Source organism: Plantactinospora sp. B24E8, from assembly GCF_039871735.1.
In the GTDB taxonomy this organism is placed as follows: Bacteria; Actinomycetota; Actinomycetes; order Mycobacteriales; family Micromonosporaceae; genus Plantactinospora.
The window spans coordinates 810947-830673 of record NZ_JBDPMH010000001.1; the positions used below are offsets into that span (position 1 = coordinate 810947).

A 19727-nucleotide genomic window follows, 5' to 3' on the forward strand; every position below is an offset into this window, starting at 1 on the left:
CGCCGCCTGGATCACACTCATTTCAACGCGCTGCTCGCCGTGGGGGACGGCTGCGGTTATCTCTTCCTGCATGACCGCATGACGGGAAGACGTGCGAGAAGCTGCCCGCTCGGGCTTCGAGAAGCAGCTTCGAGCTTTGCCCGGCCCGAACGACCCAGTTCGTCTTGACGCCTTCCGGCTGGAAGATGAGTTCAGTGGTCTGGGGTGACATAGGTGGTTATCGGTGTGCGTCGGTGCGTTGCAGCCGTAGCCAGCCGAGCAGGAGTGCGCCGATTCCCCAGGCGAAGAGGACTGCCACCGACGATGCCGTTGTCATCCCTGGCACTTGACGGGTGATGAGGAATATCGTGCCGGAGCCGGGCAGGATCTCAGCTATCGCGGAGGCGAACGTTCCGAATTGCCGCAGCACCTGGGGAAGGACGAGCATCAGGACAAACAACGAGACCAACGCCCCGGCTGTGTTGCGCAGCACGAAACCGACCCCGGCCGCGATGGTCGCTCCAGCGGCAAAGACGACAGCAACCGTGCCGACAAACCCAGGAAACTCGTTGAACTGCAAGGTGAGCGCGGAATTGGCGGTCGCGAACGCGGTCAGTGCCGCCATCACGGCAAGCACGACACCGGCTCCCGTGGCGGTGGCGACGGTGACGAGCAGGCGGGCGAAAAGCAAGACCGTTCGGCGCGGCGTCCACTGCAACGCTGCAACGATGCCTCCGGTGGCGTAGTCAGCGGTCACCGAGATGGCGGCGAGACCAAAGAGGGCGATCTGCGCTGGCAGGGCAATGAAACGGACCTCTGTCCACGCTGGCTGGCTGGGTAGTTCCGCCGGGCGGGCAGCGGACTCGAAACCGGCGATGGTTCCCAGGCCGAGCATCACGAACGCTGCTGCGGCAAGGAACCACCAAGTGGCTTTGACGCTCCACAGCCGGGTCCACTCGGCCGCACACGTCCTGGCGAAGGTCTGTCCAAGGGAGACGTTGGGGCGCAAGTCATCGGGGTCGGGGGCGATCGTTGTGGCCGTCATGGCATGTCCTTTCGGCTGTGGTGTTCCACGCTGCCGTTGGTCAACTCGAGGTAGGCGTCTTCGAGGGATTGGTGAACTTCCGACAGGTGGTGCACGGCAACGTTCAAGGTGTGCGCCAGATTGCCAATGTCTTCGGCGGTGCTGTTGCCGACCTTCAGCTCATGTGGGTCAACGCGTTCGACGGTGAGGCCCTGCTCGGTTAGCCGGCTGAACATCAGGTCCGGCTGTGGGGTGCGGACGCGTACTTGGCGGTTTCCCAGCCCGTTCAGGATGTCCTGGGTCGTCGCGTCGGCGATCAGGCGGCCGCGGCCGATGACCAGCAGGCGGTCAGCGGTCTGCTGCACTTCGCTCATCAGGTGACTGGACACCAGCACGGTTCGGCCTTCGTCGGCGAGCTGGCGCAACAGGTCGCGGATCCACAGGACACCGTCGAGGTCCAAGCCGTTGATGGGCTCGTCGAACAGCAGGACCCGTGGCTCGCCGAGTAGCGCGGCGGCGATGCCGAGCCGCTGGCGCATTCCCAGCGAGTACCCCCTGACGGGTCTGCCAGACGCACCAGCGAGCCCGGCCTGTTCGATCACCTCTTGCACCCGGCGCATCGGGATGCCGTTGGTTTTGGCGGCGATGCGCAGGTGGTTGCGCCCGGTCCGGCCCGGGTGCATGAAGCTGGGGTCCAGGAGCGCGCCGGCTTCGCGCAGCGGTTCGGCGAAGGTCGCGAATGGCCTGCCGTTGATGAGCGCCTGTCCCGAGGTGGGCCGGTCGAGGCCAAGCATCATCCGCATCGTCGTGGACTTGCCGGCACCGTTCGGGCCGAGGAAGCCGGTGACCTTGCCGGGCTCGACGTCGAAGCTCAGGTCGTCGACGGCCAGGATGTCGCCGTAGCGTTTGGTCAGTCCCCGGACCTCAATCATCGCTGTCTCTTTCCCAGCGCAGGATGTCTCCCGGCTGACAGTCGAGGGCTTTGCATAGTGCTTCCAAAGTGGTGAAACGCACCGCCTTGGCCCGGCCGTTCTTGAGGACGGCGAGATTGGCGGGGGTGATCCCGATGCGGTCGGCTAGCGCGCTGACGGAGATCTTGCGTTTGGCCATCATGACATCGATATCGACGATGATGGGCATCAGATCACCTCATCGAGTTCGTCCTCAAGGTGCGCGGCCTGAGCATCGCGGGCGACGGCTTGAGCCAACAGCATCCGCAGCACGAGCACGATGAGAGCGGCGCCGAGGATGGCCACGACGACTCCGCCCATGATGAGGAACACTCCGGGGGAGTCACCCTCGCCCGGGGCCAGGATGATCACGAGGGCTGCCGCCAGGACAGCGGCTGCCAGGATCGCGCCGATCACAATGTCGACATAGCGGAAAGCGGCGTGGGAGAACACGGTTCCCCGTTTCACCATGGTCACCAGGCGCCATATGCAGACCAGGATGACCTGAAAGGTCAGTAGGCCAAGGGCCACGATGGCGATCACGGCATAGGGACTGTTTCCGGCTGCTAGGCCTTCGTCGAGCTGCACCGCGTTGGAGGCCACCATCGCGACTTGCACGTAAAGCGAACCGGTGAGCAGCACCACGATGACGGCCCGCAACGCGAGCACCGTCAGCTTTCCCATCGCTTCTCCCTCGATCGAACCACGATGGGAATCTACCGGTATTCGATAGGTTCAGCAACTCCCCTCAACGGGCGAGCCCACTGCGATGGCCGGAGTAGAACGGCGCCTCGGGCACACGTCGCGGGTGCTGCTGTCCGGTTTCCACCGGACGAACACGGGTGAGCATCGATCGGTTGTTGGTTCGTCGAGGTTGCCCTCCGCAACAAGGGAAAAGATGTCTGATTGTTCCGGTATGAGCCCGAGCCGAAGACGGTGAAGAACCGGATGCACCTCGACGTACGGGTCGGCACCGACGACGTCGACGTGGCGGTCGAAAAGCTTGTCGGCCGGGGTGCGACGTTCCTACACCACGGCCGGCAGGGCCCCTACACCTGGGTCACCCTCGCCGATCCCGAAGGCAACGAGTTCTGCGTCACGCTGTCCTAGCCGGGACCGCCGCCGAGCGCCGGGTAGGTCGAGCGCCCGTTAGTTGCCGCGTCGCCGCATTGATCGGTACAGCAGCCACAGTACGAGCGCGACCGGTGTCAGGACCGCCGAGAACAGGATTCCTGCGAACGCTGCGTAGCCGTGCGGATCGGAGGACAATCCGAGGGCGCTGAGCACCACCTCGGCCACGAGCAGCACGATCACCATGGCGACGCAGGCAAACGCGCCGAGCACGACGCGCCGGAGCGCTGCCCGTGGGAAACCTGTGCGGGAAGGGCCATCCGGTGTGTCCATGTCTGGCTCCACTGGATCGTGCCGGCATCAACCCGGTTCGGGAGTGCAGACTGTGAGGAACGACTTCTGGTTTTCGCGTTGAACGTCCGACGCGTCCATCCAGCCGCGCTGACCGAACAGGTAGCTTCCGGACGGGTGCTCGGCCGATTCGCGCAGCACCTGGGCGACGTCGACCCTGGCACCGAACGCCTTCGGGCCGTCAACGGAAAAGTTGATCCAGCGTGCCCTCGTCCAGTCGTAGTCCGCGGGCAGCGGTTTCTGGACTTGGAGAGGTCCGCCGGTGTCCGGGGAGGATCCCCCGACCGTGGCGAGCAGGTCCATGCGCTCGACCGTCACTCCCGGCTGCGGTGCGGTCCACACCTGCTCCGCACTCCCCTGGGTGCCGGTGTCGAAAATCAACGTCAGGCGGATGACGCCGGAGCAGGGGGTTCCCGTCCACAACTTCAGGACGCCGTCGGCGACGCGGAATCCGGCCGCCGGCGGCAGCGACGGCTCGAACCGCGATCTGGTGTCACACGCCGCGATCGTCGTCGCCACCAGTAGGGCAGCGCAGGCGACGCGCAGCCGTCTAGTGATATCCACCATCGGAAAGCCCCGCGTCTTCCTCGGTCTCGTTGCCGCCGGTGACCTGTTCCCACACGTAGGAGGCGAGGAAGCCCGGGTGGCCTTCCCGCGCCCACTGCTGGGAGTGGCGTTCCTCGTGGTGCAGCAGTCGGTCGGCGTCGAGAGCACCCTGGTATGGGCCGTCATCGCCTTCGTACCATGCGTGGCCCGACCTCACCACCTGTCGCAACTGTTGCGCCGGGTCTTCCGGGTCGTCGATGTTCAGCATGAACGTGTCGCCCCATGCCGTCCCGCCCTGCTGGCTGAACTGGTCCTGGATGAGGTTCCCGCCCAGGCCCATCATCATGCCGTTCGGGGTGGTCACCAACCGCCCACCGTTGCCGTGTACGAATCCCACATCTTCGTCGTAGCTCCAGGAGTTCTCCCGTTGCCGTTCGGTGATTCGCCGCAGTTCCTCGGACCCGTACGGGGTCGGTGCGAAGTCGGTCTTCTCGCCCTCGGTGCCGTAGTCGGTGCCCGCGTTCATGAGGTAGGTCATCCGCACCGCCTTGGCCGCATCGTCCCCGCTGATGTCGGTCGGCAACAGGAAGTACGACTTGAAGATTCCGTCGCCGTCCTCGTCCTCGCGGATCTCTTCCAATCCGTCGAGGACCTTGAAGTCCTCCGGGGTGATGTGGTGTTCGGCGACGATCTTCTTGATGGTGTCGATCGAGACGCCTCGACGCACGGCGTTCTCCAGCCACTGTCGGTAGTGGCCGGAGACGGGTGGCCCGGTCAACAGCCCGGCGTCACGCAGCGACTGCTCCATGTCGACCACCTGGGCGTCGATGTCCCCGCCCTTGTTGGCGCCGGCCAGGGTGGTCGCGTCGTGGTCGCTGACCTTACGGTCCTGCGCGAGTTGCATCACCCGGGCGAGAGTGGTGTCGATGTTGTTCGCCGTGGTGAGGATCGCCGTGGTTTCCTGCGCCAGCTGCTGCCTGATGGTTTCGCGGTACCGTTGGGCCTCGGCCCGGTCCTCGGCCTCGAACCGCGACGTTGGCGGAGGGTCGGCGGGCTTGGTGTCCACGATCGCGCCGTCAGCGGCAATGCGGAACTGGTAGGTGTCGGCGAGGGAGTCGTTGTTGGCGACTCGGTTCTTCAGCGTGTGTACGTCGTCCGCGGCGTTCTGCAGGGCTCGCTCGACGGCGGCCAGTTCAGCGACCAGGATCTCGGCGTTGTTCCGGGTGGTTCCCAGCGAATTGCGGGCGTTCTCGCCTGCGGTGCCGTTCCAGTTGGGCAACTTCCGGGCGTCGTCGAGCTCGTCCTGCAGCTCGATGATCTTGTTTTTCCGCCCGTGCAGGTTGGTGGCTGACGTGTCCAGCGCCTTGGCGTCCCATTTGCGGACGTCGTCGTAGCTGACAGTCATATCCCGAAAGCCTTCTTGGCCGCTTCGTCACTTTCGGAGTATTTTTTCGCGGCCGAGGCGACCGATCCGCTCCATCGGTCGATCTCGTCAGCCCATCTCTTCGCGCGCTGGTTGAACGTCGACGCCAGAGTGGGCGCGCTCGATGCCGCGGTGCCACCTGGCAGGCCTGTCGCGATGGTCTCCAGGCCGGCACCCGGGTTCACCGCCCTGGCCTGCTCCGCAGCGGATCCCGCTGCTGTGGCCGCCTTCCGCAGCTGTTCGATCTGGACCTCGAATCCGCTCACAGTCCGTGGCCCCCGCCCTCTGGGTCGGTCATCGACCGACACGGTACCGAAAGGTGGCAAGCCTGGGTCGACCTCGATCCGGTCGGGCGGCTCAGCAGTCCAGGGAGGGCTCGTCCGCCTCGGAGCCTCGGGATGGTGAGCCCTCAGCCTGGCGGGAAGCGGGCGATCAGTCCCACGACAGGAAGCGGTGGCCCTTGGCCGAGGACGGCACGCGGCCGTTGGCCATCCGCCGCTGCCACCGAGACCGGAGATGCCGAGCCCGAGCAGCTCGATGAGGAAAAGGCCGACGCTGGCGGCGCGTTCGGAACCGCAGACTCACGGGACGGGTTGCCTCCGCCCCCGACAGCCGTGGCTCAGGAACTCTCCCGCGCCGCCGGGCCGCCGCCGAAGAGCACGTCGTCCCAGCTCGGCAGCCGCTTGCGGGGCTTGCCCGCCGCGTCGCCGCCCTCGCCGCCCGGCCCGGAGGTGCGTCGGGGCCGCAGCACCGCCAGCGACGGTACGGCCGGGACCTCCTTCGGGGCGTCGGAGTCGTCGTCGAAGGCGGAACCGGGACCACCGCCGAGCAGCGCGGCGGCGCCGCCGACCACCGGCCGCTGCCGGGGCGTCTCCGGCGCCATCGAGGCGGCCGGTTCGAGACCCCGGCCGGCGTTGGAGCCGAGCGGACGGTCGAGCGAGGCGAGCAGTGCGTCCCGGCCGGCCCGGATCGGGTCCCGGCCGGGCCGGGGCAGGTCGCTGGCGGTGGGCAGGCCGTGCCCGCCACGACCCGGCTCCACCCGGGACGGACCGGGCAGGGCGTGCCCGCTCCGCTCCGGCGCCGGCTCCTGGCCGAGCAGCGGCGCGGGCCGCTCGGCGCAGAGATATTGCGCCATGTCGTCGTGCGGGGTGACCGCCTGCCGGGTCTTGTCGAGGTCCCAGACTGCCTGGGCGGTCGCCTTGCCGGACGGCCAGGTCGCGACGATCCGCCACGTCCCGTCGTCCCGCCGGTAGGCGTCCCAGGAGATCTTCTCGGTGTCGATGCCGTGCTGGGAGAGCCGGCCGTCGACGATCTCGGCGAGCGGGGTCGGGTTCTCGGCGTTCTTCAGCCGGCTCCGTCGGGCGTGCTGGGCGAGCATCGCCCGCTCCTGGAGCACCGGCCCGGCGTACCGCAGCACCCGGTCGACCGGCACGCCGGCGATCCGGGCCACGTCCTCGGCGGACTCGCCGGCCCGGATCCGGGCCTGGATGTCCCGGGGGGACAGCGACGGCATCGGGTCGGTGCCGCTGCCGACTGCGGTCAGGGTCGGGCTGCTGGGGTCACCGTGCAGGACGGTCTGCACCCGTTCGTCGATCGGGAGCGCGAGAAGGCGGCCCACCTCGTCGGTGAGCACCATGGCCTGGCCGTCCTCGGAGAGGGCGACGAAGCGTACTGGCCGCATCGCGTTGCCTCCGTCCCGCCTCGCTGGCCCCACGCCACAGGTCAGCCACCCGGGCGTCCTTGTGACACGGTACGCCGGTTCGTCACCCGGTGGGGAGAGCCACGCCCGCATGTCGCGGGTGAGCTGGACCAATTGATCAATCGGTTCCGCTGCCCCGGCCGACCGGGTCGGGTGGTCGGTACGACCATCCGACCCGGAGGCCGGCGTTCCCGCGCCGCCCGGTGGCGGGCCTCAGAGCCGCTCGACCACGTGGTCGACGCAGGCGGTCAGGGCCTCCACGTCGGCCGGCTCGACCGCCGGGAAGAGCGCGATCCGCAGCTGGTTGCGGCCCAGCTTCCGGTACGGCTCGGTGTCCACGATGCCGTTCGCCCGCAGCGCCTTGGCGATCGCGGTCGCATCCACGCCCTCGGCGAAGTCGATCGTGGCGACCACGTTGGAGCGCAGCGCCGGATCGGTCACGAACGGGGTGGCCACGGTGGAGCGCTCGGCCCAGCCGTACACGATGGCGGCGCTCTCGGCGGTGCGCTTGGCGGCCCAGGCCAGCCCGCCCTGTGCGTTCATCCAGTCGGTCTGCTCGGCGGCCAGGAAGACGGTGGCCAGCGCCGGCGTGTTGTACGTCTGCTCCAGCCGCGAGTTGTCGATCGCGGTGACCAGGTCGAGGAAGGCCGGGATGTAGCGACCGGACTGCTTGATCTCGGTGGCCCGGGCCAGCGCGGCCGGCGACATCAGGGCCAGCCAGATCCCGCCGTCGGAGCCGAAGCACTTCTGCGGGGCGAAGTAGTAGACGTCGCTCTCGCGCACGTCGACGTCCAGGCCGCCCGCGCCGGAGGTCGCGTCGACCAGCAGCAGCGCGTCGTCGTCGGCCCCGGCGACCCGGCGGATCGGCACCGCGACCCCGGTCGAGGTCTCGTTGTGCGGGGTGGCGTAGACGTCGACGCCGGCCTCGGCGACCAGGGTCGGGGCGCTGCCCGGGTCGGCCTTGCGCACGGTGGGCTCGCCGAGGAACGGCGCGTCGGAGACGGACTTGGCGAACTTGGCGCCGAACTCGCCGAAGCTGGCGAACTGGGCCCGGTCGCGGACCAGCCCGAAGGTGGCGACCTCCCAGAACGCGGTGGCGCCGCCGTTGCCGACGATCACCTCGTAGCCCTCGGGCAGGGAGAAGAACTCGGCGATGCCGCGACGCAGCCGGGCGACCTGGTCACGCACGGTCTTCTGCCGGTGCGAGGTGCCGAGGTACGTCGTGGCGACGTCCGCGAGCGCGGAGACCGCGGCCGGACGCACCTTGGACGGGCCGCAGCCGAACCGGCCGTCAGCGGGTTTGATCTCGTCTGGGATCCGAATGGTCGATACGTCAGCCACGGTTGCGAAGATCCTTCCGATGGGCCGAGGAGCCCGGGTGCCGAGCGGTTTATCCGGCGACGCTGCCGCCCGACCATCCTCGCACCCGTCCTGTCCGGTCGGTCGGGCTATCCCATCGTGCCCACTGAGGCGTGCCCCACATATCCGGGCTGCCCGGTCAGGAAGGCCCCTCCTATCGTTTTCTCTTCAGGAAGGGCCCCTTCCTAACACCTCAGGCGTTGTGCGGGATCGCGGTCCAGCCCTCGACCTCGCTCGGCTTGCGCGGGCCGTTGCCGACGTACTTGGCGGACGGCCGGACCAGCCGGCCGAGCTTCTTCTGCTCCAGGATGTGCGCGGACCAGCCGGCCACCCGGGCGCAGGTGAACATCGAGGTGAACATGTGCGCCGGTACCTCGGCGAAGTCGAGCACCACGGCGGACCAGAACTCGACGTTGGTGGCGAGCACCCGATCCGGCTTGCGGGCCTGCAGTTCGGCCAACGCGGCCTTCTCCAGCGCCTCGGCGACCTCCAGCCGGGGGGCGCCGAGTTCCTTGGCGGTGCGGCGGAGCACCCGGGCGCGCGGGTCCTCGGCCCGGTAGACCCGGTGCCCGAAGCCCATCAGCCGCTCACCCCGGTCGAGCAGGTTCTTGACATACCCCTCGGCGTCACCGCTGCGCTCGACAGCCTCGATCATCTCCAGTACCCGGGACGGCGCGCCGCCGTGCAGCGGGCCGGAGAGCGCGCCGATGCCGGAGGAGATGCAGGCGGCGGCGTCCGCGCCGGTCGACGCGACGATCCGGGCGGTGAAGGTGGAGGCGTTCATGCCGTGCTCGGCGGCCGAGATGAAGTACGCGTCGACCGCCTTGACGTGCCGGGGGTCGGGCTCGCCGCGCCAGCGCTTCATGAACCGCTCGACGATGGTGGACGCCTTGTCGATCTCCTTCTGCGGCACCGCCGGCAGGCCGAGACCCCGGGCCGACTGGGCGACGAAGGAGAGCGCGGTGACCGAGACCCGGGCGAGGTCCTCGCGGGCCTGCTCGTCGGAGATGTCGAGGAGCTGGCTCAGTCCCCAGTACGGGGCGAGCATCGCCACCGCGGACTGCACGTCGACCCGGATGTCGCCGGAGTGCACCGGTACCGGGAACGGCTCGGCCGGCGGCAGGCCGGGACCGAACCGGCCGTCGACGAGCAGCGCCCAGACGTTGGCGAAGGAGACCTGGCCTATCAGGTCCTCGATGTCGACGCCCCGATACCGCAGCGCCCCTCCTTCCCGGTCAGGCTCGGCGATTGCGGTCTCGAAGGCGATCACACCTTCCAGCCCCGGTTTGAAGTCGGACATGCGCGCTCCTGGATCGTCGTCCGTGCTCTCGGGGCTCGTTCCCGGTGCGCCCGGCGTTTCGGGTGTGTCGGGCTGGAGCCTCCGGCGTACTCAGGGATGTATTCGTGCCATCTTGCCTGCTGGGTAACTAACTTGCGAGTGGCCCGGGTTGTGCTGTCCGCGACACGTCCGTCACCCGGGATCGGCGTACCGTCGCCGGCCGGGGCGTCGTGGTCCGGGCGTACCGTCGGCGGGCGGCGGCCGGGGGCCGGCCGGGTGAGGGAGGAGAGGGACGTGGTGGGGGAGACGGTGCCACCTGCGGAACTACGCCAGGAGTACCCGACGACGGGCGGGCTGTCCCGAGCCGACCTGGCCGGCGACTGGTGGACCCAGTTCCACCGCTGGTTCGCCGACGCGGTCGCGGCCGGGCTGCCGGAACCGAACGCGATGGTGGTCTCGACCGCCGACGGGCGGGGGCGGCCCAGCTCCCGGACGGTCCTGCTCAAGGGGTACGACGAGCGCGGGCTGGTCTTCTACACCAACTACGGGTCCCGTAAGGGCACCGAGGCGCGGGCCAACCCGTCCGCGAGTCTGCTCTTCCCGTGGTTTCCGATGCAGCGGCAGGTGGTGATCTGCGGCACGGTGACACCGGTGGACCGGGCGGAGACCGAGGCGTACTTCGCCAGCCGGCCCCGGGGTTCCCAGCTGGGGGCCTGGGCCAGTCCGCAGTCGGAGGTGCTGGCGGACCGGACGGTGCTCGACGACCGGTTCCGGGCGGTCGTCGAGCGGTTCCCGGAGGGTACGCCGGTGCCGCCGCCACCGCACTGGGGCGGGCTGCGGGTGGTGCCGGAGTCGGTGGAGTTCTGGCAGGGGCGGGCCAGCCGGTTGCACGATCGACTGCGCTACCGTCGGTCCGGTACACAGCATTGGACCATTGAGCGGTTGGCGCCTTGAGCAGCGGTAACAGCAAGATCACGGGGGATGGTCGTGGTCGGTTCGCCCGGATGGCGATCGACGTACGACCGCTGCGGGTGCCGGCGTACCGGCGGCTCTGGATCGGCACCGCGGTGTCGACGTTCGGTCTCCAGCTCACCGCGGTCGCGGTGCCGGTGGAGATGTACGCGCTGACCGACGAGTCGTTCTGGGTCGGGCTGCTGGGCATCGCCGGGTTCGTCCCACTGTTGATCTTCGGGCTCTGGGGCGGTGCGATCGCGGACGCGATGGACCGCCGACGACTGCTGCTCGCCAGCTCGGTACTGATGTGGCTGGCCACCCTCGGCCTGCTGCTCCAGGCACTGTTCCGGGTCGGCAGCCCGGTCCTGCTGCTGGTCCTGGTCGCGCTGCAGACGACGGCGTTCGCGATCAGTTCGCCCGCCCGGCAGGCGATCATCGCCCGCCTGGTGCCGCCGACCCTGGTCCCGGCGGCGAACACCCTGGGCTTCACCACCAGCACCTTCGGTGCGGTCGTCGGGCCACTGATCAGCGGCGTGGTCTTCTCGGTGGCCTCGGTCGAGGCGGCGCTCCCGATCGCGTACGGCGCCGACGCGCTGCTGTTCACCGTGTCGCTGTGGGCCACCTACCGGCTGCCGCCGATGCCGCCGATCCTCGACGGGGACGACGCCACGCAGCCGCGCCGGGCCGGCCTGCGCAGCATCTCGGACGGGCTGCGCTACCTCGTCGGTACGCCGGTGCTGGCGCTCTCCTTCGCCATCGACATCATCGCGATGGCCTTCGCGATGCCCCGGGCACTCTTCCCCGAGGTCGCCACCGAACGGTTCGGTGGTGGGGCGGCGATCGGCTGGCTGTACAGCGCGATCGCGATCGGCTCCGTACTCGGCGGGCTCACCTCCGGCTGGATCAACCGGATCAGCCGCCAGGGCCTCGGCCTGATCATCGCGGTGGTCGGGTGGAGTCTGGCGATCGCCGCCGCCGGGCTGGCCCACCAGCTCTGGCTGGTGGTCGGGCTGCTGGTCCTGGCCGGCGCCGCCGACCTGGTCAGCTCCGTCTTCCGGCAGTCCATGCTCCAGGTGTACGCCCCGGACCGGCTGCGCGGCCGGCTGCAGGGCGTCAACATCACCGTGGTCGCCGGCGGGCCGCGCCTCGGTGACCTGCGGTCCGGGTCGATGGCGAGCGTGTGGGGGGTCGGCGCCGCCTGGTCCGGCAGTGCCTTCGCGGCGGCGGTGCTGGCGGTACTGCTCGGGCTGCTCTTCCCAGCGCTGCGCCGCTACCGCGCCCCGGTCGCCGACGATCCGGTGGAGCCCGTCGCCGGTGCCGTGCCTGGACCGGGCAATCTGCCCGCCGCCTCCGGTCCGGCCAATTCGTCCGCCGTTCCCGGTCCGGGCGATCTGCCTGCCGCCTCCGGTCCGGCCGAACCGCCCGCCGTGCCCGGTCCGGGCGCGCCTGTTCCGAGGCGGCCGGCGGACCAGCCCGGCGTGCCGTCCGGGCGGCCCGGCGCCACGTCCGGCTAGCGGCTATCGTCCGATCAGCAACCGAGCCGCACCGCACCTCCTGTCGGGCGCGGCCGACCTAGGAGCAGCACATGGAAGACGTCAGGACGGCGGCCCGACCGCTTTCCGGTACACAGTGGACCATCTCGGCGGACGGCCACGAGGCGGTGGTGGTTGAGGTCGGCGGAGGGCTGCGGGCGTACCGGGCGGACGGGGTCGACTACGTCGACGCGTACGGCGAGGACGAGCTGGCCCCCGGCTCGGCGGGGCAGATCCTGGCACCCTGGCCGAACCGGATCCGGGACGGCCGGTACACCTTCGGGGACCGGTCGTTGCAGCTGACGTTGACCGAGCCGGAACGGCACGTCGCGATCCACGGACTGGTGAACTGGCAGCCCTGGCGGCTGGTGTCGCAGCGCTCCGACAGCGTGGTGATCCGCTGCGAGATGCCCGCCCAGCCGGGTTACCCGTGGCCGCTGGAGCTGCAGACCGAGTGGCGGGTCGGCGCGGACGGGCTGCGGGCCGAACACGAGGTGACAAACGTGGGGCGGGAACCGGCCCCGTTCGGCTTCTCGGTGCACCCGTACCTGCGGTTGCCCGGGGTGCCGGTGGACGACCTGCTGCTGCGGGTGCCGGGCCGCAACCGGCTGATGCTGGACGGGCGGCTCCTGCCGGTCGGTGCGGTCAAGGTCGCCGGCGGCGAGTACGACTTCACCGCGCCGCGCCGGATCGGTCCGGCGGTGCTCGACCTCGCCTTCGGTGACCTGGACCCGGACCAGGTCGACGCGGCCGGTTCCAGCGTCACGCTGGCCGCGCCGGACTCCTCGGCGGCGGTGAGTATCTGGGCCGACGCCTCGTTCGGCTGGTGGCAGGTCTTCACCGGAGACACCCTGACCGGCGACCGGCACCGCCGTTCGGTGGCGGTGGAGCCGATGACCTGCCCACCGGACGCGTTCCGGTCCGGCAAGGACGTGATCGTCCTCGAACCGGGGCAGACCTGGCGGGCGGCCTGGGGCATCCGCCCGGGCGCCTGAGCGACGGGACGGCCGGATGGAGTTCTCGGCGGTGGTCCGGCGGCGTCGGATGGTCCGCAACTACGACCCGGACCGGCCGGTGCCGCCGGAGGTGGTGGACCGGTTGCTCGACCACGCCGTACGGGCGCCGTCCGCCGGTTTCTCCCAGGGCTGGTCGTTCCTGGTGCTGACCGAGCCGGCGGACCGGGACCGGTTCTGGACGGTGACCAGCCCACAGGCCCGCCCCGAGGTGTCGGGAAGGGGCTCCTCCGCTACCGGAAACGACAGGAAGGGTGCCTTTCCCGCACCGGGCCGGTGGTTGACCGGGATGCGGCGGGCGCCGGTGATCGTCGTGCCGCACGCGAGTCGGGAGGCGTACCTGGACCGGTACGCCGAGCCGGACAAGGGCTGGACCGACCGGGACGAGGCCCGCTGGCCGGTCCCGTACTGGTACGTCGACACCGGGTTCGCCGCCCTGTTGATGCTGTTGACCGCGGTGGACGAGGGGCTCGGGGCGTGCTTCTTCGGGCTGCCGGTGGAACGGGTCGGTGCGTTCCGGGAGGCGTTCGGGGTGCCGGACCGGTTCACCCCGATCGGCGCGGTCACGGTCGGTTACCCGGCGCCGGACCACCGGTCGGGTTCGTTGCGCCGGGGTCGCCGGCCGGTGGCCGAGGTGGTGCACCGGGGGCGCTGGGGCGGCGTGACAGATTGACCGAGAGCAGTCAGGTGCGCTACCGGAGGTAGTAACGAAACTGACATCGGCGGACAAACCACGAGGTCGTACGGGGTCGCTAGGCTGACGGGCGTCATTTGCAATCTGCGGCTTGCGCCGGGGCGGGCCGCCGGGGTGGAAACGCAAGGGGTCAGGCCAGCACGGCCATGGGGAGGGGAGCGTGCCGTCGTGATCTTCAAAGCGGTTCGGGACGGGCGACCGTACCCGGACCACGGGCTCACGTTGAAGCAGTGGGCAGAGATCCCGCCACGTCCGCTGCGCCTCGACCAGCTCATCACGACCAAGCGGGAACTCGCCCTCGACAAGCTGCTCGCCGAGGACTCCACTTTCTACGGCGACCTGTTTCCGCACGTCGTGCAGTGGGGCGGGCACCTCTATCTGGAGGACGGGCTGCACCGGGCGCTGCGTGCCGCGCTCCAGCAACGCAACCAGATCCACGCCCGGGTCCTGGTGCTGCCGGCGTCATGACCACCTACCCGTTGGAACTGCTCGACCTGGACGACGCGCTGACCGCCGAGGAGCGGGGGATCCGCGACGTCGTCCGCGAACTGGTCGCGAGCCGGGTCCGTCCGTACGTCGCCGACTGGTACGAGCAGGGCCGGGCACCGGTCCGGGAACTGGCCGCCGAGTTCGGCCGGGTCGGGCTGCTCGGCATGCACCTGACCGGGTACGGCTGTGCCGGTGCCTCGGCGACCGCGTACGGGCTGGCCTGCCTGGAACTGGAGGCCGGTGACTCCGGCGTCCGGTCGCTCGCCTCGGTGCAGGGCTCGCTCGCCATGTACGCCATCTGGCGGTACGGCTCGGAGGAGCAGAAACAGCGGTGGCTGCCGTCGATGGCGGCCGGTACGACGGTCGGCTGCTTCGGGCTGACCGAGCCGGACCACGGCTCCGATCCGGCCTCGATGACCACCCGGGCGCGGCGGGACGGCACCGACTGGGTGCTCGACGGCGGCAAGATGTGGATCACCAACGCGCCGGTCGCCGACGTCGCGGTGATCTGGGCCCGTACCGACGACGGGGTGCGGGGTTTTGTCGTACCGATGAGCACGCCCGGGGTGACGGCGCGGGAGATCCGGCGGAAGATGTCGCTGCGCGCCTCCTCGACCGGTGAGATCGTGCTCGACGACGTCCGGCTGCCGGCCGAGGCGCAACTGCCCGGGGCGGTCGGGTTGAAGGCCCCGCTGAGCTGTCTGACCGAGGCGCGGTTCGGCATCGTCTGGGGTGCGCTCGGCGCGGCCCGGGACTGCCTGCACACCGCGCTGGAGTACGCCACCACCCGGGAGCAGTTCGGTCGACCGATCGCCGGTTTCCAGCTCACCCAGGCCAAGCTCGCCGACATGGCGGTCGAGCTGCAGAAGGGCTACCTGCTGGCGCTGCACCTGGGTCGGCTCGCCGACGCCGGCCGGCTCCGTCCGGAGCAGGTCAGCGTCGGCAAGCTCAACAACGTACGGGAGGCGTTGGCGATCGCCCGGCAGTGCCGGACGATCCTCGGCGCGAACGGGATCAGCGGGGAGTATCCGCTGCTCCGGCACGCCAACAACCTGGAGAGTGTGCTGACCTACGAGGGCACCTCGGAGGTCCACCAACTGGTCATCGGGCAGCGGCTGACCGGCATCTCCGCCTTCACCGGCTGAGACTCCGGGTCAGACCACCTTCTTGGCGCCGCGGATGGCGTTCGCCAGGGTCTCCAGGGCGGCGGCACTGCCGGCGTACGAGAACCGGGGTTCGCTGTTCCAGCCGACGATCTGGTTCGCCCGGACCGCCGGGAGCTGGTTCCAGGTCGGCTTGCTGGTCAGGTCCTTCGGCTGCAGTGTGGAACTGCGGTTGTCCAGCAGCAGCAGGTCGGCCGGGTACTTGTCGGCGTTTTCCCAGCTCAGGCCCTCGAAGTAGCCGAGGCTGTCGAGCTTGTCCGGCACGACGACGTCCACCCCGAGAGACCTGTAGTAGAGGATGTCGGAGTTGACGCCCGGGTTCGAGGCGTAGAAGAGGTCGGCGGAGGCCGAGCAGGCGAGCACCCTGAGCCCCGGCTTCTCCGCCACTGCCTGGCGGATGCTGGCGGCGGCGGCCTCGAACCGGGCCTTGGCGTCGGTGACCTTCGGCGCGGTCAGGTCGGCGCCGAGCGCGGCGGCGAGTTCGGCGTGCCGACCGATCACCGTGTCGAGTGGCGCCCGGGAGGCGACCAGTGCGACGCTCGGCGCCAGCGGGGCGATCTTGTCCTTGCTCTCGTCCGGTACGTACCAGAGCGCGCCCTCCTCGTACTGGTGGGTGACCAGCAGGTCGGGCCGGAGTGCCGCGTACTTCTCGATGTTGAACTCGCCCCAGACGTTGCCGATCACGGTCAGCCGGCTGACGTCCAGGTCACCGGCCTGTACGTCCGGCCGGCCGTCCGGCAGGGTGGTCGGGCCGAAGACCCCGACGAGCTGGTCGGTGACACCGAAGTCGTGGAGTGCGGCGGCGGTGCCGGTGAACGCGACCACCCGCTGCGGCCGGGCGTCGGTCTTCACCTGCTGGCCCCGGTCGTCGGTGAAGCTCCACGGGCCGCCGCCCGGGGCCGATCCGGAGCCGCCCGACCCGCTGTCGTTCCCGCCGCAGGCGGTGAGCAGGGCGCCGAGGCCGAGGGCGCCGGCCGCGCCGAGCAGGTTCCGGCGGCTGAGGGTACGACTGTGGGGCATGGCGGATGGCTCCTCGAACTGACGCGGATGGCGTGGCGGTACGACCCGTGGCGCGGTGGTGCGGCGACCAGCGGGCCTTAGGTTAGCCTGACCTAAGTCGGAACTGTCAAGCGGGTGAGAGTCGAGCCACCGCCGTACGCAGCACCTCCCGGAACCACTCGTCCGCCCAGACCGTGTCGTCGGCGCTTCCGCCGGTCGACGGACGAAGTCGTTCCTCGGCATCGGCGAGCCCGGTCAGGCCGGGAACCGCCTCGACCGCAACCATCTCCACAAGCAGGGCCACCCCCGCCGGGTCGGCGTACCACTCCCGGACCGCGTCGAGCAGCGCCGGCACCAGTTCGGTACGCGGCTCGCCGAGCAGCCAGAGCGCCCGGGCGGCGGCGACCCGGGCCACGCCGTCGGCGAGCAGCCTCCGCAGCGACGGCAGCAGGACCTTTCGGGCCTGATCGTCGACCGCACCCAGGTCGGCGGCGAGGGCGACGGCGGCCTGGGCCGGACCGCCCCCGGTGTCCGCCCACGGGCTGCGGGCGTCCAGGATCGCGACGAGCGTCGGCAGCACCTCGGCCGGGTCGCCACCGTTGCGCCAGACGATCCGGGCCGTGGCGATCTGCACCTCCCGGTCCGGGTAGATGTCGGCAGCGGTGCCGGTGAGCCGGTGGCGCAGTCGGGGTACCAGCGGGCCGAGCGCCTCGGCGGCCCGGGCCGCCGTCGGCAGCTCCCAGCCCAGCCGGTTGCCTCCCTTGGTCACGTGGGGCTCCAGGGCGGTCAGCAACGGGCCGGCGTCACCGTTGAGCCGCCACAGTTCGACGGCACAGTGCAGGTCGCCGTCGAGCGCCGCGGTCCGCAGGTACGGTTCGGTGGCCGCGTCGGCGATCCTGAGCAGGGCGAGGGTCCGGGAGACCAGCCTTGGCGCCAGCGACAGCACCGCCCGCAACTCCGGGCCGGCCTCGGCGGCGGACGGTCGCCAGCCGGTGACCCCTCCGGCCGTACCCGAGCCGGTCGTACTCCAGCCGGCGAGGAGCCCGGCGAGGCCCCGGACGACGGCGCCACCGGCATCGGCCGTTGCCGGTGTTTCGGCGTCGGCCGGGTCGGCTGCGCTGCCCGGGTCGGCCGCGCTGCCCGTGGTCGCGGCCAGTTCGCGGAGCTGGTGGCGTACCGCCGCCAGGTTCGCCGGGGAGCACCAGAGTCCGGTCGAGGGGAACCAGACCTCGCGCCCGGCGGCCCAGGCCGCGCAGAGCGGATCCAGCCAGCGCGGATCGTCGAGCAGGGCGAGCGTCTCCAGCGCGTGCTGCTCGGCGGTGCCATGGTTGCCGGCCACCATCGGAAAACGGGCGGCGATCCGGGCCAGGCGGTCGGCGAAGACACCGGCCGTCCGTCCCGCGCGGCGCAGCGCCCAGACGGCGGCTTCGCGGACCTCGGACACCGGATCGTCCAGGGTCGGGGCCAGCAGCGGCACGAACCGTTCGGGAGCCGAACGCTGTTTCTCGACCCGCTCGCCCAACGCCCAGATCGCGGCGCTCCGGACCGTCGGAGCCGGCGCGGCGAGCAGTCGGCCCGACAGGTCGGCGGCGACCTCGGCGGACGCGTCCCGGACAACCTCGTCCAGCACGGATCCGTGCGACAGCCAGGGCGAGAAAGCCTCGGCCTGCCCGCCGTACCCGGGATGTTCGTCCCCGTCGGCGCGAAACGCCTCGGCGAGGGAAGCCGTGCCTCCGGTCGGCCCGGCGAGGCCCGCCCGGAGCATCGCGAGCGCGGCGGCCAACCGTACCGGGGGCGGGCCCTGGGTGACGGCGTGCCCGAGCAGTTCGGCGGAGCCGGCCGGGTCGCGCAGGCCGAGCGCGAGCAGCAGCGAGGCCCGGGCGCCCGGGGACTCCTCCACGTCGAGACGGTCCCGTAGCACCCCGACCGGCACCACGTCACCGCACTGGGCCAGCGCGTAGGCGGCGTGGCCCCGGACGGTCGGATCCGGGTCGGCCAGCAGCGGGCGGAGCCGGTCGGCCTCGGCCCGTACCGCCGCCTGCACCTGGTCGGCGCTGTCACCGTCCGTGTGCGCGGGATCGGCGAGCATGCCGACCAGGGCGACGATCGCGGAGCGGCGCGGCGATCCGGCCCGGGCCAGCGCGACCAGGAACCGGACCGCCGGAACCGTGGCCGAATAGACCGTGCCCTGGTGGAAGAGGCTGCTGACGACCTCGTCCCAGGCCTGCTCGACCTGCTCCGGCTCCCCGGCGGCGAGCCCGCGCAGCATGTCCGGTACGTCCCCTGCCGGCCCGTAGGCGTGGGTCAGCCCGGTCCAGTCGACGTCGTTGATCGCGGTGAGCGGCATGGGCCGGAACTGTAGGGGATTAAGGCTCGGGGTGCGGGGTAGCCGCGTGTCGTGTCCGACGAACCCCAGACGATGGCTTCGCCCGACTTTCCCCGGGTGCTGGTTCCGGTCGACCACATCGAGCCCGCCCCCCGGCGGATCCGCGGGATCCTGAACGGCGAGTGGGTGCTGGACACCACGCACGCCAAGTACGTCTGGGAGTGGTCGCACTATCCGCACTACTACGTCCCGTTGGACGACATCCGTCAGGACTTCCTGGTCGACGAGCACGACATCGAGGAGTTCAAACTCGGATCGGCCCGGCAGTACGGCCTCCGGGTCGGCGACAACTACCGGGCCGGTGTCGTCCGGGTGCACATCGACCCCTCGAAGGAGGGGCTGGTGAACATGGTGCGGATCGACTGGCAGGCCCTCGACACCTGGTTCGAGGAGGACGAGGAGGTCTTCGTCCACCCCCGGGACCCGTACACCCGGGTCGACGCGCTGCGTTCGACCCGGCACGTACGGGTCGAGCTCAACGGTGAGCTGCTGGCCGAGACCCGGTCCCCGGTGCTGGTCTTCGAGACCGGCGTACCGACCCGCTTCTACCTGAACCGGGCCGAGGTGCACCTGGGCCGGCTGATTCCGACCGAGACCGTGACCGCCTGCCCGTACACCGGCCGGACCAGCAACTACTGGTCGGTGCGGATCGGCGACACCCTCCACGAGGACGTCGCCTGGGCGTACGACTTCCCGAGCCACCTGCTGCAGCCGATCGCCGGAATGGTCTGCTTCTTCAACGAGAAGGTCGACCTCGTCGTCGACGGGAAACGGCTGCCCCGGCCGCAGACCCGCTGGTCGAAGTGACGCCGCGAT

General features: G+C 70.4%; 21 protein-coding genes. 8 read left to right on the plus strand and 13 right to left on the minus strand.

The window, feature by feature from the left end; genetic code table 11:
- Positions 1 to 217: 217 nt before the first annotated feature.
- From ABGB21_RS03785 to ABGB21_RS03800, 4 genes are read right to left on the minus strand one after another with little or no spacing between them, the layout of a single operon-like run.
- The gene (locus tag ABGB21_RS03785; RefSeq protein WP_347676339.1) at positions 218 to 1024 is read right to left on the minus strand and encodes a hypothetical protein; all 807 of its coding nucleotides are present in this window, start codon (positions 1022 to 1024) and stop codon (positions 218 to 220) included.
- Complete coding sequence (locus ABGB21_RS03790) at positions 1021 to 1935, minus strand: ATP-binding cassette domain-containing protein (protein ID WP_347676341.1); 915 nt, start codon at positions 1933 to 1935, stop codon at positions 1021 to 1023. The genes ABGB21_RS03785 and ABGB21_RS03790 overlap by 4 nt, the downstream gene beginning before the upstream one ends.
- Entirely contained in the window at positions 1928 to 2143 is a 216-nt protein-coding gene (locus ABGB21_RS03795; RefSeq protein ID WP_347652734.1) for a helix-turn-helix transcriptional regulator, read from the minus strand. Before ABGB21_RS03795 ends, ABGB21_RS03790 begins: the two co-directional genes overlap by 8 nt.
- A complete protein-coding gene (locus tag ABGB21_RS03800; RefSeq protein ID WP_347652733.1) occupies positions 2143 to 2637 on the minus strand; it encodes a DUF2975 domain-containing protein in 495 nt (164 codons plus the stop codon). The genes ABGB21_RS03795 and ABGB21_RS03800 overlap by 1 nt, the downstream gene beginning before the upstream one ends.
- A 222-nt stretch (positions 2638 to 2859) precedes the next feature.
- Here ABGB21_RS03800 and ABGB21_RS03805 point away from each other — a divergent pair, with 222 nt between their 5' ends.
- Complete coding sequence (locus ABGB21_RS03805) at positions 2860 to 3063, plus strand: VOC family protein (protein ID WP_347652732.1); 204 nt, start codon at positions 2860 to 2862, stop codon at positions 3061 to 3063.
- 39 nt (positions 3064 to 3102) lie between these two features.
- On the opposite strand, the gene ABGB21_RS03810 is transcribed toward ABGB21_RS03805, so the two are convergent.
- The 7 genes from ABGB21_RS03810 to ABGB21_RS03840 all read right to left on the minus strand — a co-directional run bounded on the left by ABGB21_RS03810 (position 3103) and on the right by ABGB21_RS03840 (position 9702).
- Positions 3103 to 3357 (minus strand): hypothetical protein, encoded by a 255-nt coding sequence (locus ABGB21_RS03810; protein ID WP_347652731.1) that lies wholly within the window; start codon positions 3355 to 3357, stop codon positions 3103 to 3105.
- 27 nt (positions 3358 to 3384) lie between these two features.
- Entirely contained in the window at positions 3385 to 3894 is a 510-nt protein-coding gene (locus tag ABGB21_RS03815) for a hypothetical protein (protein WP_347652730.1), read from the minus strand.
- Between the two features lie 31 nt (positions 3895 to 3925).
- Positions 3926 to 5326, minus strand: coding sequence for a hypothetical protein (locus ABGB21_RS03820; protein WP_347652729.1), 1401 nt, complete (start codon positions 5324 to 5326; stop codon positions 3926 to 3928).
- Positions 5323 to 5610 carry a hypothetical protein gene (locus tag ABGB21_RS03825; protein ID WP_347652728.1) on the minus strand — a complete coding sequence of 96 codons (288 nt, stop codon included), beginning with the start codon at positions 5608 to 5610 and terminating at the stop codon, positions 5323 to 5325. Before ABGB21_RS03825 ends, ABGB21_RS03820 begins: the two co-directional genes overlap by 4 nt.
- A gap of 353 nt (positions 5611 to 5963) precedes the next feature.
- Positions 5964 to 7025 carry a septation protein SepH gene (gene sepH, locus ABGB21_RS03830; RefSeq protein WP_347652727.1) on the minus strand — a complete coding sequence of 354 codons (1062 nt, stop codon included), beginning with the start codon at positions 7023 to 7025 and terminating at the stop codon, positions 5964 to 5966.
- A gap of 231 nt (positions 7026 to 7256) precedes the next feature.
- Positions 7257 to 8384, minus strand: a complete 1128-nt coding sequence (serC, locus tag ABGB21_RS03835) for a phosphoserine transaminase (RefSeq protein ID WP_347652726.1) — start codon at positions 8382 to 8384, stop codon at positions 7257 to 7259.
- Between the two features lie 211 nt (positions 8385 to 8595).
- A complete protein-coding gene (locus tag ABGB21_RS03840) occupies positions 8596 to 9702 on the minus strand; it encodes a citrate synthase 2 (RefSeq protein ID WP_347652724.1) in 1107 nt (368 codons plus the stop codon).
- A gap of 273 nt (positions 9703 to 9975) precedes the next feature.
- Here ABGB21_RS03840 and pdxH point away from each other — a divergent pair, with 273 nt between their 5' ends.
- From pdxH to ABGB21_RS03870, 6 genes are all read left to right on the plus strand, one after another.
- Positions 9976 to 10635 (plus strand): pyridoxamine 5'-phosphate oxidase, encoded by a 660-nt coding sequence (gene pdxH / locus ABGB21_RS03845; protein WP_347676344.1) that lies wholly within the window; start codon positions 9976 to 9978, stop codon positions 10633 to 10635.
- Between the two features lie 50 nt (positions 10636 to 10685).
- Positions 10686 to 12149 carry an MFS transporter gene (locus tag ABGB21_RS03850; protein ID WP_347652864.1) on the plus strand — a complete coding sequence of 488 codons (1464 nt, stop codon included), beginning with the start codon at positions 10686 to 10688 and terminating at the stop codon, positions 12147 to 12149.
- A 71-nt stretch (positions 12150 to 12220) separates the two neighbouring features.
- Positions 12221 to 13162, plus strand: a complete 942-nt coding sequence (locus ABGB21_RS03855; RefSeq protein WP_347652722.1) for an aldose 1-epimerase family protein — start codon at positions 12221 to 12223, stop codon at positions 13160 to 13162.
- 16 nt (positions 13163 to 13178) lie between these two features.
- Positions 13179 to 13853: a nitroreductase family protein gene (locus tag ABGB21_RS03860; RefSeq protein WP_347652721.1), complete on the plus strand. Its 675-nt coding sequence runs from the start codon at positions 13179 to 13181 to the stop codon at positions 13851 to 13853.
- A gap of 189 nt (positions 13854 to 14042) precedes the next feature.
- Complete coding sequence (locus ABGB21_RS03865) at positions 14043 to 14342, plus strand: type II toxin-antitoxin system VapB family antitoxin (RefSeq protein WP_347652720.1); 300 nt, start codon at positions 14043 to 14045, stop codon at positions 14340 to 14342.
- Entirely contained in the window at positions 14339 to 15508 is a 1170-nt protein-coding gene (locus tag ABGB21_RS03870; RefSeq protein WP_347676346.1) for an acyl-CoA dehydrogenase family protein, read from the plus strand. The genes ABGB21_RS03865 and ABGB21_RS03870 overlap by 4 nt, the downstream gene beginning before the upstream one ends.
- 9 nt (positions 15509 to 15517) lie before the next feature.
- On the opposite strand, the gene ABGB21_RS03875 is transcribed toward ABGB21_RS03870, so the two are convergent.
- Positions 15518 to 16546 carry an ABC transporter substrate-binding protein gene (locus tag ABGB21_RS03875; protein WP_347676348.1) on the minus strand — a complete coding sequence of 343 codons (1029 nt, stop codon included), beginning with the start codon at positions 16544 to 16546 and terminating at the stop codon, positions 15518 to 15520.
- A gap of 106 nt (positions 16547 to 16652) precedes the next feature.
- Positions 16653 to 18872: a HEAT repeat domain-containing protein gene (locus ABGB21_RS03880; protein WP_347676350.1), complete on the minus strand. Its 2220-nt coding sequence runs from the start codon at positions 18870 to 18872 to the stop codon at positions 16653 to 16655.
- A 51-nt stretch (positions 18873 to 18923) separates the two neighbouring features.
- Here ABGB21_RS03880 and ABGB21_RS03885 point away from each other — a divergent pair, with 51 nt between their 5' ends.
- Entirely contained in the window at positions 18924 to 19718 is a 795-nt protein-coding gene (locus ABGB21_RS03885; protein WP_347652716.1) for a DUF427 domain-containing protein, read from the plus strand.
- The last annotated feature ends 9 nt before the right edge of the window (positions 19719 to 19727 follow it).